This is a genomic window from Bacillus salacetis (assembly GCF_003581585.1).
Lineage (GTDB): Bacteria > Bacillota > Bacilli > Bacillales > Bacillaceae_B > Rossellomorea > Rossellomorea salacetis.
In genome coordinates this window covers 85349-97943 of record NZ_QXIR01000004.1, presented here as the reverse complement: position 1 = coordinate 97943, position 12595 = coordinate 85349, and the positions used below count along the sequence as shown (strand labels likewise).

General features: G+C 43.5%; 14 protein-coding genes. 4 read left to right on the top strand and 10 right to left on the bottom strand.

Annotated features, from left to right (window positions below; translation table 11 throughout):
* Positions 1-293 precede the first annotated feature (293 nt).
* The 6 genes from D3H55_RS04720 to D3H55_RS24030 form a co-directional block, all read right to left on the bottom strand.
* Positions 294-1178 carry a metal ABC transporter permease gene (locus tag D3H55_RS04720; RefSeq protein ID WP_119545761.1) on the bottom strand — a complete coding sequence of 295 codons (885 nt, stop codon included), beginning with the start codon at positions 1176-1178 and terminating at the stop codon, positions 294-296.
* Positions 1175-2101, bottom strand: coding sequence for a metal ABC transporter permease (locus D3H55_RS04715; protein ID WP_119545847.1), 927 nt, complete (start codon positions 2099-2101; stop codon positions 1175-1177). Before D3H55_RS04715 ends, D3H55_RS04720 begins: the two co-directional genes overlap by 4 nt.
* A gap of 10 nt (positions 2102-2111) precedes the next feature.
* Entirely contained in the window at positions 2112-2864 is a 753-nt protein-coding gene (locus tag D3H55_RS04710; protein ID WP_119545760.1) for a metal ABC transporter ATP-binding protein, read from the bottom strand.
* Positions 2865-2927: 63 nt separating this feature from the next.
* On the bottom strand, positions 2928-3860 hold the full coding sequence (locus D3H55_RS04705; protein ID WP_119545759.1) for a metal ABC transporter solute-binding protein, Zn/Mn family: 933 nt from the start codon (positions 3858-3860) through the stop codon (positions 2928-2930).
* Positions 3861-4386: 526 nt separating this feature from the next.
* Positions 4387-4995, bottom strand: a complete 609-nt coding sequence (locus D3H55_RS04700) for a GNAT family N-acetyltransferase (RefSeq protein WP_119545758.1) — start codon at positions 4993-4995, stop codon at positions 4387-4389.
* A gap of 372 nt (positions 4996-5367) precedes the next feature.
* A complete protein-coding gene (locus tag D3H55_RS24030) occupies positions 5368-5541 on the bottom strand; it encodes a hypothetical protein (protein ID WP_168412967.1) in 174 nt (57 codons plus the stop codon).
* 158 nt (positions 5542-5699) lie between these two features.
* Between D3H55_RS24030 and D3H55_RS04695 the strand changes: the two genes are divergently transcribed.
* Positions 5700-7364 (top strand): ribonuclease J, encoded by a 1665-nt coding sequence (locus D3H55_RS04695; RefSeq protein ID WP_119545757.1) that lies wholly within the window; start codon positions 5700-5702, stop codon positions 7362-7364.
* A 53-nt stretch (positions 7365-7417) separates the two neighbouring features.
* Here the strand turns inward: D3H55_RS04695 and D3H55_RS04690 are convergent, their stop codons facing one another.
* Complete coding sequence (locus D3H55_RS04690; RefSeq protein WP_119545756.1) at positions 7418-7903, bottom strand: PaaI family thioesterase; 486 nt, start codon at positions 7901-7903, stop codon at positions 7418-7420.
* Between the two features lie 387 nt (positions 7904-8290).
* On the opposite strand from D3H55_RS04690, the gene D3H55_RS04685 reads away from it, so the two are divergent.
* On the top strand, positions 8291-8710 hold the full coding sequence (locus D3H55_RS04685) for a nuclease-related domain-containing protein (RefSeq protein WP_119545755.1): 420 nt from the start codon (positions 8291-8293) through the stop codon (positions 8708-8710).
* Between the two features lie 394 nt (positions 8711-9104).
* Here the strand turns inward: D3H55_RS04685 and D3H55_RS04675 are convergent, their stop codons facing one another.
* Positions 9105-9794, bottom strand: coding sequence for a hypothetical protein (locus D3H55_RS04675; RefSeq protein WP_119545753.1), 690 nt, complete (start codon positions 9792-9794; stop codon positions 9105-9107).
* 141 nt (positions 9795-9935) lie between these two features.
* Here D3H55_RS04675 and D3H55_RS04670 point away from each other — a divergent pair, with 141 nt between their 5' ends.
* Complete coding sequence (locus D3H55_RS04670; protein WP_119545752.1) at positions 9936-10211, top strand: YqhV family protein; 276 nt, start codon at positions 9936-9938, stop codon at positions 10209-10211.
* A gap of 77 nt (positions 10212-10288) precedes the next feature.
* Positions 10289-11038: a YqcI/YcgG family protein gene (locus tag D3H55_RS04665; RefSeq protein ID WP_240628484.1), complete on the top strand. Its 750-nt coding sequence runs from the start codon at positions 10289-10291 to the stop codon at positions 11036-11038.
* Between the two features lie 450 nt (positions 11039-11488).
* Here D3H55_RS04665 and D3H55_RS04660 read toward each other — a convergent pair whose 3' ends face one another.
* Together D3H55_RS04660 and D3H55_RS25460 are read right to left on the bottom strand one after the other, a co-directional pair.
* Positions 11489-11992, bottom strand: a complete 504-nt coding sequence (locus D3H55_RS04660) for a DinB family protein (protein WP_119545751.1) — start codon at positions 11990-11992, stop codon at positions 11489-11491.
* A gap of 139 nt (positions 11993-12131) precedes the next feature.
* The gene (locus tag D3H55_RS25460; RefSeq protein WP_240628491.1) at positions 12132-12587 is read right to left on the bottom strand and encodes a methyl-accepting chemotaxis protein; all 456 of its coding nucleotides are present in this window, start codon (positions 12585-12587) and stop codon (positions 12132-12134) included.
* Between the last annotated feature and the right edge of the window lie 8 nt (positions 12588-12595).

Genomic DNA, 12595 nt, shown 5'->3' with positions numbered 1-12595 from the left:
AGAGCTGCTCGGCCTTTTTCGAGAGTAAAACCTTTGAATCCGAAAGCATCAATATCCGCAAAAATATTCTTAAAAATTAAAAGATTATTACAATAGTAACATATCACTGTAATATTAAGGGAATTTTTTTGGGCGAAAAGGACGAAACCCTAAAACGGTTCCGTCCCTCAATAGCTCCTTTATTAAGCCTCCCATTTTTTGGTTCGGAGCACATTTGAATTAAAGCATATCTCTTCTAAATCTTCTCTAAAAAGAATTTCCGTTGGATTGGAAGCCACGTTCATCACCTCTGACTATAGGGCTTCTTCAGATATCAATTTTCTTCTGATCCATTTCTTTATCACAAGTCCATGGGTAGGAGAGAAAAGAAAAACAAGGGCAAAGATTGCTCCGGCAACCGAGATCATAGAACCGGCAATCGATGCGTCTAGGACGTATGCAAGGTAATAACCTGCTATGGAACTGATAATGCCGATCAGCATACTGATGATGATCATCCGGCTTAACTTTTCAGTCAGCAGATAAGCCGTTGCAGCAGGCACGATGATCATACCGACAACAAGGATCGCCCCAACACTTTCAAAGGAAGCCACTGTAGTCAATGACACCATGCCCATCAATACATAATGGAAAAGAATGACGGGAATTCCCAATGCTGCAGCCATGGCAGGATCAAAAGAACAAATCTTGAATTGTTTATAAAACAAACCTACTATCAAAAGGTTTAACAGGAAAGCTCCTCCGATTCCCCAGACCGCAACCGGTCCAAAGCTCATCCCTCCAATCTGGAAGGTATCCCAGGGGGCATAAGCAATTTCACCGTAAAGGACACAATCCAGGTCAAGGTCTACCTGCCTTGCGAAAACACTTACCAGGACTACACCAATGGCAAACAAAGCTGTAAAGACGACACCTATCGACGCGTCGGACTGTACTCCATTATTTTGGAACATCTGAATCAGGAATACTGTGACTAATCCAATAGCTGCTGCCCCGATCATCATGAAAAGGGAATCTCTTGATCCGCTGAGAAGAAACGCAAGCACAATTCCCGGCAGGACTGAGTGGCTGATGGCGTCCCCAACCATAGACATTTTCCTAAGTACCAGAAAGCACCCAAGAACACTGCATGAACAGGCGACGAGAGCACCAATCAATATAATCCAGAAATCGTTCATGATGATCTCTCCTTTACCTTGGCATTCACATATACTTCTTGATAGTTCTGTTTAGCCTGTGCTCTTACTTTTACCTTGGCAATGGCTCCCCTGGTCGGGGAAAAGATGACACTTATGATGAAAATCGCCGTTGCAGACAGTACAACGAGCGGGCCTGTCGGCAAGTTGGACGCAAAAGTGCTGACAATGGTACCGGCAAAACCGCTTAATGCCCCGAAAATCCCGGCCAGGACGACCATGATATGAAGTTTTTCCGTCCAGTACCTGGCAGCGACTGCAGGAGTGATCAGCAATGCTGCCATTAACACAACCCCGACAGCCTGAATTCCGATGACGACGGCCGTTACTAAGAGGATCATGAGGAACTGATCCAGCACAAAGATCGGCAGCCCGATCCCTTTGGCAAATCCCGGGTCAAAAGACAATAATTTGAATTCTTTGAAAAACAATGCTGAAATTCCCACAAGGAATAGACTGATGGCGGCCATGGTGTATACATCCGACTGGACCATCGAAGCCGCCTGCCCGAACAGGAACTTATCCAATCCGCTTTGGTTTCCGCTGTTGCTGTGCTGGATTTGGGTGAGCAGGACAATTCCTACCCCGAAGAAGACGGTGAGTATTATTCCCAAGGCTGAATCCTGTTTGATCCTTGAATATTTCGTGATCAAACTGATCATTAACGTTGCAAGCAATCCGGCAACAATCGCACCTATAAGGAAGAAGACGATTGATTTCGTCCCCGTAATCATAAAGGCAACACATACACCAGGCAGAGCAGCATGTGACAGGGCATCCCCCATCAAAGACTGCTTCCTGAGATAGGCAAAGCATCCGATGACACCGCTGCTCAGACCAAGGAGAATTGAGCCCATTAGTATCCATTGGGTATTTGGATCTTGTAAGAAAGATAGCCATTCCATTTCTGTCACCTCACCTTCCTGCTGGAGCAGCTGCCGCTGAATCCAGCAGCGTCAGCTTTCCACCATAAGTCTTCTGCAGATACTCTTTAGTGAAAAGTTCTTCCGTCGGCCCCACTCCGATGAGTTCCACATTCAACAGCATGATCCAATCAAAGTATTCCTTCACTGTATTTAGGTCATGGTGGACAACGAGAACCGTTTTCCCCTGCTGTTTCAATTCATTCAACAGGGAGATGATCGCTTTTTCTGTTGCCGCATCCACCCCGACAAAAGGTTCATCCATGAAGTACAAATCAGCATCCTGTGCCAGCGCACGTGCAAGGAAGACCCGCTGCTGCTGCCCGCCTGAGAGCTGGCTGATCTGACGGCCGGCAAAATCGGCCATCCCTACTTTTTCAAGGCAGTCCATTGCGATCTGCCTATCTTTTTTCCTCGGCCGGCTCACCCATCCAAGATGGCCGTACCGCCCCATGGTCACTACGTCCAGTGCATCCGTTGGAAAATCCCAGTCAACCGACTCTCTTTGCGGAACGTAACCAACTTTCTTCCTGGATGCTTTATAAGAGCTGCCGAATATTTCCACTTCCCCTGTTAACGAAGGAATCAATTCAAGAATTGATTTGATCAAGGTGGATTTCCCTGCTCCATTAGGCCCGATGATTCCAACAAGATTTCCTTCCGGAACACTGAAGGAAATATTTTTCAAAACCGGTTTTTTTTGATATGCAACCGCTAAATCACGCACCTTTAATGGCGAATTCATAGGTACCCTCTCCTCTTTTACCGGGGTGAAAATCACTCCGGGATATTAATTTGGTTAGACAATCTACTTTAATGCATTGACGATGGTGTCGACGTTATGGCGGACCATCCCCAAATACGTACCTTCTTCTGTTCCTGCTTCACCCATGGCATCGGAAAATAGTTCTCCGCCGATTTTGACATCATGGCCCTTCTCTTCAGCGCCTTCAATAACTGCTTCAATAGCCTTTTTCGGTACACTGGATTCCACAAACACCGCTTTTATCTTATTTTCAACAAGGTAATCGCGAAGTTCACTGACATCCCTGGAACCTGATTCTGATGCGGTGCTGATACCCTGGAGTCCCATTACTTTGATATCGTAGGCAGTGCCAAAGTATCCGAAGGCGTCATGAGCGGTGACAAGTACCCTGGTTTCTTCAGGAATCGCCGCAATTTGCTCTTTTGTATATTTATCAAGTTCTTTCAGTTTTTCAATGAAGGCTTCTGCATTTTCTTCATAAGCCTTTGCATGCTCTGAATCAAAAGTTGAAAGTTCCTTTGTAACAGTTTCCGTTGCAGTAATCCAGTTCTGAACGTTGAACCAAACGTGTGGGTCATGTTGATATGAACCATCTGCCGGTGCTTGAAGATCTGATTCTGTTATATCTTTCGTCACTGCAATGGTTGGCTTTTTGCTTTCCATTTTCTCGAAGATTTCCGTCATTTTCCCTTCCAGATGCAGACCGTTATAAAAGATCATATCTGCTTCTTCCAGTTTCCTGATGTCCCCTTGGGAAGCTTTATACAGGTGGGGGTCCACCCCTGATTTCATCAGGCCTACAGCTTCAACATGTTCCCCTCCAACGTTTTGGACAATGTCATTAATCATCCCGATTGTAGATGTAACTTTGATTTTCCCCGAATCGCCTTCAGCCTCTGTCGTGCCTTGGGAACATCCGCTCAAAATCAACAAAAGTGCCGCTGCAGTAATTGCAGCAAATTTTAATCGTTTCATGGTTTCATACCTCTCTTTGTAAGTTTTCTTAGAACAAATTAGTTTTACTTAATCACTAAAGTTTACCTAGTGCAACTTTAGGGCAAAAAAATATAAACATGTTGGTCCTGCTGCACTTTAGCACTTTAAAGCACTCGGGGACAGTCCCCTATCGCTTTAAAGCGTTAAACAGTGTCACCACCTTTTATTACTTTTTCACAGATTTATTCTACATAAACAAAATGTTTCCTTCAACCAATAAATATTTCTACGTAAAATTTATTTTCCTTAACACAATTTCATTCCAGCTTTCCTATTGTCTTTCTGCATGGTTTTTCTCCATTATCTGTTTTACTTCTTTTTCTGATAAAATGCCTAACGCTTTACACACCCCGGCGTATGTGTTGATCTTTTTTTGTATTCTGCCAGATGGATACATTTCTCACCACCCCTTTTAATTGCTTTTAACAAATTATATTCATCCGACTTAAAATGTTTCCTCGAACCAAAATATTAGGCAGTAGTAAAAAGAATGCAGGGGACATGTTTATGACCTGCATTCTAGAGATAAAAGATTTTCTTTGGTTTTCGCAGGAAAGTCCCGACACTTCCACTCCCTATGTCTTCCCATCAAAATTGTGTCATAATAGTTGCCGTCAGACAGAAATTTATCCCTTTTCAATAGCCCTTCTTTCACAAACCCCAGCTTTTCATAGAGACGGATTGCTTTTTGATTGGTTTCAAGAACGCTTAAAATCACTTTACTGATCTTTTCAGAATCTGCCCAATCAAGTGATTGTTGTAATAAGTTTCTCCCGATTCCATATCCCCAGAAATCCTTGCGCACAGCAACTCCAAATTCGACCTTATGTAAAAGCCTTTTCAACTCACTTCCCTCACACCTTGCGTACCCCACAAGCTCACCATCAGTTTCAGCCACTAAAAAGAGATTTCTCCGTTGATCAGCATCTTTCCTTATGATTTTCTCAAAGCCTGCTTTGTCGATGAATCCTTCTCCTTTTTCACGATCCAGGTTTTCAGATTCACCATCAATTTGCAGCCTTAAAATGGACATTTGTGCTGCGTCTTCCTTTATTGCCGATCGAATAACATACGCCAGCCCGTTAACTGTGCAGCGCTGAGTAAGAATTTTCATTCCATCTCCCCTTTCTTTTTAGAGGTCTATCATACATCAAGCTGGAAAGGCCAAAAAGGGAAATCCCCTGCCTGAAAATCTTTCACCTTTTTCACGAAATACCTGGTTGGTTTCCATTTTCATAAATCAAAAAAAGGACCAAGTCATCAGTCGGCCCTTTAATAATGGCTTTTTCGCATATATTGCTGCTCCCGGAAAAATCCGAGGTGCCTGATTTTCCCCCTGTAGTCAAAGGTTTTACTATTGAAAAAGAACGAACAGCTCTTTTCTTTCCTGCTCACCGGGGTTTTTGCGGCGATTTACGGGAATATCATCTGAAATTTTGTATTGAATAGCAACAAAGTTTACGAAAAGAGCTTTCATAAGTGGCAATCAGGATAGCCGCTGCTCTCTTCCAAGCAGCCTCATCATCTCGCGTTTTTTCGTTTGTCTCTTCTCTGCCCGGCAGGAACTGCAGTGCATCAAGATATTACCCTTATGATAAAAAGACTCAATGGATAAACGTTGCCCGCATTGCTGGCAAGGCTGTACTGTACTGTTTTTCATGAGGGTCCCTCCCTTTCCTGTTACAAAACGTATTCTTTGATAACTTACGGAAATTATTCCTTTTATCCCCTCTAAAGGACTTTCTAGTATAAAAAGTAAATAGAACCCACCCTGCCTGGGAATGATAGAAACAACTAAGATACAGGAGGAAAACACTTATGAGTGGTCGGCAGCTATTGATCTTTGCCCTTGGCGGCTGTAATGAAATTGGTAAAAACATGTACGTACTTCAATATGGCGATGATATCATCATCATTGATGCAGGCGGCAAATTCCCTGATGAGACCTTGATGGGCATCGATCTCATCATACCGGATATCACCTACCTCGAGGAAAACGCTGACAAAGTAAAGGCACTCCTTGTCACACATGGCCATGAAGACCACATCGGAGGGGTTCCATATCTTTTAAAAAGACTGAATGTGCCTGTTTACGCTACGAATTTCACACTGGGCTTAATCGAACTTAAACTGGAAGAGCATAAACTACGGAGAGAAACGACATTGATCCCGATAGATTCCCGTTCTTCAATGGACTTCGGTGAAATCAGGACTTCTTTTTTCAGAGTCAGCCACAGTATCCCGGATTGTCTCGGGATTGTTTTTGAAACCCCTGAAGGCACTGTCGTCCATACTGGAGATTTCAAGTTTGATCTGACACCCTTAAATAACCAGAAAGCAGATATACATAGGATGGCGGAGATTGGTAAAAAAGGGGTACTGGCACTGCTATCAGAAAGCACCAATGCTGAACGTACCGGGCTTTCGCCTTCAGAACAGATTGTCAGCAGCCATATGGATGAAGCTTTTATGAAAGCAGACGGCAAAATATTCGTATCCACATTCGCTTCCAATGTTAACCGGGTGCAGCAAGTCGTCCATGCAGCAATGAAAACCAACCGCAAGCTTGCATTGCTTGGACGAAGTATGATCAATGTAGTAGGTGTTGCCCTTGAACGCGGCTATCTGAGTGTCCCGGAAGGAATGATCATCGACCACAGGGACATCGATACTTTTCAATCTGAAAAAGTGGCCATCCTCTGCACGGGAAGCCAAGGAGAACAAATGGCTGCACTCGGAAGGCTCTCATCCGGCCAATTCCGTGATGTCACGATAGATCCCGGGGATACCGTGATTCTGGCGGCTTCCCCGATTCCAGGCAATGAGAAGGACGTTTCCAGGATCATTGATAACCTGTTCACTATCGGCGCACATGTCATTTATGGAACCGGAAGCTCAACAGGCATGCATGTATCCGGACATGGTTACCAGGAGGACTTGAAACTGATGCTGACGCTCATGAATCCCAAGTACTTCATTCCAATCCATGGCGAGACCAGGATGCTTCACCATCACCGCATGCTGGCCGAATCGGTCGGAGTTGAACCGGGGAACACTTTTATTATAAAAAACGGAGATGTAGTGGATATCGAACATGGCGAAGCCCTGCAAACCCGCTCTATTCCAGCCGGAGATACATATGTCGACGGTATCAGTGTAGGGGATGTCGGTAATGTGGTCCTGCGCGACCGCCGTCTATTATCTGAAGATGGCATTCTCGTTATCGTGCTGACGCTGAGTAAACACGACCAGCGGCTGCTGTCTGGACCGGATACCATCACACGCGGCTTTGTGTATGTAAAAGATTCAGAGGGGCTTATCAACAAAATCAACAATATCGTACGGGATGCCCTCGATGAGCTGCCCCCGGGACAGCTCCAATGGAAGGTCATCAAACAAAGCATCATGAAATCCGTAGGGCAATACCTGTTCAAACAGACCAAACGAAAACCAATGATCATCCCCATAATCATCGAAGTATAAAAAAGGAGACCTTCTCTACTGGCGCCTGCAATGCGGAGAAGGTCCCTTATCTTTTATTTGCTTTTAAACGTACTTGGCATAACAACGGCGACTACCTCGCCTTTTGCACACACCTCGCCTTCCGAGAATACCTTAGTTTCCACCATCCACTTTTTCGGATGAATTTCCGTTACGGTTCCATATGCTTTCAGTGCCGTCCCTGCTGGAGTCGGTTTCAGGAAATCAACTTTCAGCGACCCGGTGACAAACCGCGGCGGTTCTGCTCCATCACCTATTTCATGGCCGTTTTTCCGGTGCAAAGCAATTGCTGCAGAACCGGTACCGTGGCAATCAATCAATGAAGCAATAACTCCGCCATACACAAACCCCGGCATTGCCATATGTTCCTCCCTCGGTTTGTAAATTGTCACGGTCCGGTTTTTCTCGTCATCCCATCCTGTCCGGAAATGGTGGCCCTTCTCATTCAGCCTGCCGCATCCATGGCACCAGGCAAAATCTTCAGGATAATCATCTTGGATAGCATTTTTGATTTCGTCCATAACTGACCTTCCTTTTTAGTGAAATTTTTTTCGTATGTCTAGTACTTCTTTCAATTGTGCAGGAATCCTTCTTATATTTAAAATCTGACTCGAGAGTGAATGTAAATCATGTGGAGAATTTTAATTAACTCTGTAGAACTGTCATGGGGATGCTTAAAACTGCCAGCGGATGATAAAATCATATTTAAATCTCCAGCACAAAAAGTATATATGTTACCTGCCATTCCCGAGAGATGGCAGGTATTTCTCTTTCCTATGAAGAAATAAAGGTCAGGAGGTGTAAAATGATATTTAAGAAGAGAACGGAATCAGAGGAATTATTGGTGTTAAGATCGTTGAACAATCGAATGACCTTAAGGAAAAAAGACAAACGTAACTACTTAAACCTTGAAAAAAGGCTATGAAGGCGAGGTGAGATTCGACCAACTATCCGAGAAATCCCTGAATGACAAATTTGTTTTAAACGATTTGTTACTTGAAATGAACCACTCATATTCCCAAATTGATACATTGAGTATTTCAGATGGTGTAATACACTTATTGAACATTAAAAATTATGAAGGCGACTACCACTTTAAGGGAGATGAATTGTTTAGATTTCCACAGGAAAAAGAGTATCATAATCCCCTACTGCAGCTTCAGAGAAGTGCGACGATCATGCGTCAAATCCTCCATGACATTCAAGAAGATTATATCGTCAAACCCTATGCAGTCTTCGTCAATCCGCAATTCACTTTATACCAAGCCCCTCTCAATCAGCCTATCATCTATCCAACCCAGCTACCCCGTTTTTTGATTGCACTTTAAAACACTCCATCCATGCAGAGTCCTGAAAACCAAAACCTGGCTAATAAGCTTGCAGCCATGCACCGGACCAAAAATCCTTTTACCCAACTGCCGGATTATCGGTATGATCAGCTTCGTAAGGGGGTAGTGTGTGGGAGGTGCCACTCCCTTTCTGTTTCAAAGGTAAAAAATCAGTTTATATGCGAGAACTGCCATACTGAAGAAATGCTTGAAAGTGCTATTTTGAGGACGATTGACGAATTCAAATTGTTATTTCCTGGACGAAAAATCACCACGTCCGGCATCCTTGATTGGTGTGGCAGAGAATTGAACGCAAAGACAATAAGCAGAATATTAAAGAATAATTTTCATTCTTTTGGTAAAACCAAGGATACTTATTATGAGTAGCATCAGATTAAGTGAGAGATTTTTTTTGATTATTCGGGTTGATCCCTGATTCGGACTCTTTTTTTGGTTTTCCAGCTTTTTTGTCCGAATCCACGTCTGATTCGGACTCTTTTTCTGGTTTCCTGTGAATTTTGTCCGAATCCACGTCTGATTCGGACTCTTTTTCTGGTTTCCTGTGAATTTTATCCGAATCCACGTCTGATTCGGACTCTTTTTCTGGTTTTCCAGCTTTTTTGTCCGAATCCCCGCCTGATTCAGACTCCTTTTCTGGTTTTCCAGCTTTTTTGTCCGAATCCACGTCTGATTCGGACTCTTTTTCTGGTTTTCCAGCTTTTTTGTCCGAATCCACGCCTGATTCGGACTCTTTTTCTGGTTTTCCAGCTTTTTTGTCCGAATCCACGCCTGATTCGGACTCTTTTTCTGGTTTCCTGTGAATTTTGTCCGAATCCACGTCTGATTCGGACTCTTTTTCTGGTTTTTCAGCTTTTTTGTCCGAATCCACGTCTGATTCGGACTCTTTTTCTGGTTTTCCAGCTTTTTTGTCCGAATCCACGCCTGATTCGGACTCTTTTTCTGGTTTTCCAGCTTTTTTGTCCGAATCCACGTCTGATTCGGACACTTTTTCTGGTTTTCCAGCTTTTTTGTCCGAATCCCGGCCTGATTCGAACACTTTTTCTTTTTTCTGCTCAGTTAACAATAACTTTGAATCTACTCCCTCACCTTCCCGCAGTTTCTATACTATTTCCTATGCCTGTCGCATAAATTGTACAAGCGATTGCTTTGAAAGCGAAGGAATGTATAGTTTACATATCATCCTAAATAAGCGGGGAGACGTTTGATGTTTGTTTTTGTGGAGAAGGCTTTGCTGGCGATGGTGGCTTTGAGGGTTTTATCAGGGAGTATCGAGATCGGGGCGGCCATGCTGATGCTGAAATTCAATGATTTGGAGAAGGCATTTATGATAAATTCGCTGCTTGCGCTTGTTGGTCCGACAATATTCTTTTCTACGACTGCGATTGGTCTGATGGGGTTGTCAGGTAAGATTTCCTTGTTGAAAGCAGTTTGTTTGATTTCCGGTGTATTGTTGATCGGTCTCAGCGTTAAGCTTAAATAGGGGCACGCGCCTATTCCATAAGGGGACATTCACCTATATCTGTAACGGCAATATTCTGTTTACAGAGAGGAGAGTGTTTGAGATTGGCGCTATACCGCGAGGAAGATCCTGAAATCAATGAATTGCCTGATTGGCAAAGAGATGCAGTCAGACATTTTTCAGATAAAATGACAAACCAAAAGAAATTTCCGTGCATCCCGGCTACGCAGGCTTATGCGTTAAAGCAGCTGCGCTACGGGTTCGCCGGCCATCCCACTGCAAGCACAACAGCAATCGAGCTTGCAAAAATTTTAAAAGAATATTCACTGAAAAGCAGGGACTTTGGAAAATATACTACACTTGTCGTATTCTTTGAAACACCAGACCATTTGATTGAAAATGCGACCGTTGAAATGTTTGAATGGATGTTTTGGGATCTGCTGAACCAGCTGGCTGAAATCGATGAAGTGGATTGGCCAAAGCATATTCCCCCTGACCCGGAAGAAAACGAATGGGAATTCTGCTTTCATGGAGAACAGTATTTTATGTACTGTGCCACTCCAAAGCACCATAACAGGGACAGCCGTTTCTTCCCTTATATGATGATGGCCATCACGCCAAGATGGGTGCTCCAGGAATTCAATTCCAATCCGGGTTATGCGGAAAAAATCCAGAAACAGATCAGGAAGAGGCTGGAACTCTATGATCGAATCGAAGCTCATCCCGAACTGAAAACATACGGAAGTGAAGATAATTATGAATGGAAGCAATATTTTCTGCGGGACGATGATTCAGCACTCTCGAAGTGTCCTTTCCACCAAATGACAACTATTCAGAAAAAAAACTGAGCAAAAACCGCCGGACTTTCTGGTTCGGTTACATATAAAATTTTAATAGCTTGAATTCTAGATTGCCGGTCATCCTTACAATATTTGTAATAACTGCAGGTTCCACTTAATCCGAACCGACCGGAGGAGGGCATTCAGGCCATCAAACGAACCACAATTCTTGCTGTCTTCCTTGGCTGGATGCTAATCATCATTTGACTGATTGGGCACCGCCTCGCCATTATTTTCAATAAATCCATCCTTACCCGTGATATCGGGGCATTTGTTTATCTGGTTAATGTATTTACGTTACTCTTACTATTCATTTATCGAAAGAAAACAAGTGAGAATCTTCTATTTATCGTTATATACCTTCTTGTTTATCCCGTGCCAATCCTTCAGATATATACCAAGTCGGAGCCATAAAAAAAGAAGTTCCCTGTTAAGGAACTTCTCTCTCTGAAACCAGCATTACATCTTCGGCGGCTCCATTCCCATCAGCGCCCACTCTTCTTTTGATGGTCCGTAAATACCGGGAACGTTAAGTCCTGCCTGCCTCATCAAAACGGTCATCTGTCCGCGATGGTGAATTTCATGTTTCAGCAGGAACTGAAGTAAACTGCCAGCCGGCATTTGTCGGCCGAATACATTGATTTCCTTTGCAAGATCTTCATCTTTCCATTGCTCTTGCAGGGCATTAATAAATGCCTTGTTTGTGCTTTTGTACGTTTCAGCTATATAATTTGCTGATTCCGGCACAGGGAAATCTTCCGCTGGTGCTTCAAATGCTAAATTCGTTTGAGAAGTAATCATTTTTATGGCAGTTGTGATATGCCAGGCCAAACGCCCAAGTGTCCAATGATCTTCTGCAATTCGCTGATTCAAAGAGTCATCTGTCAGGTTATCCATTGCTTTCTGTGTGGATGATGATTCCATCTCCCACGAATTCAGGAATCCATTAATTGTTTGGTACATGTCCATTCCTCCTTCAGTTTATGTATACAACGTACTATCTTGCCATTCCTTTTTTTTATTCTTTATTCTTCTGAAAAAAGTGAACTCCCCTCCCCGCACAAAAAAAGTCTGATTCTCTTTATAATCAGACTTTCATACCTTATATTTTTGTGACGAATTCCTGAGCCTGTATATCCAAATCGCCTGCCGCATTGGAGATTGCATCGAATTCCTGCATGGCTATATCAATCTGTTTCTGGCTTTCTTCTACGCTTTCCGAGATCCGGGCGATGCTGCCAGTCACTTTTCCGACCTCATTTACTATGCTGTCGATGTTCTCTTTCACTTCAGTGATGGAGTGTGCCACCTTTTCAGATAGTTTGCGGACCTCCTTGGCAACAACGTCGAAACCCCTGCCATGCTCACCGGCACGTGCTGCTTCAATCGCTGCATTCAATGCAAGGAGATTGGTCTGAGAAGCTATGTCCCTGATTGTCTTGACGATCCCGGTAATGAAGTTTGCTTGATTTTGCAGATTTTCCAGGTTATTTGCATTTTCCCTGGATTCATGAGAGATCCTTTCGATGGTTGATAACAGTTCCTTACTCCTGACCATGCCAACTT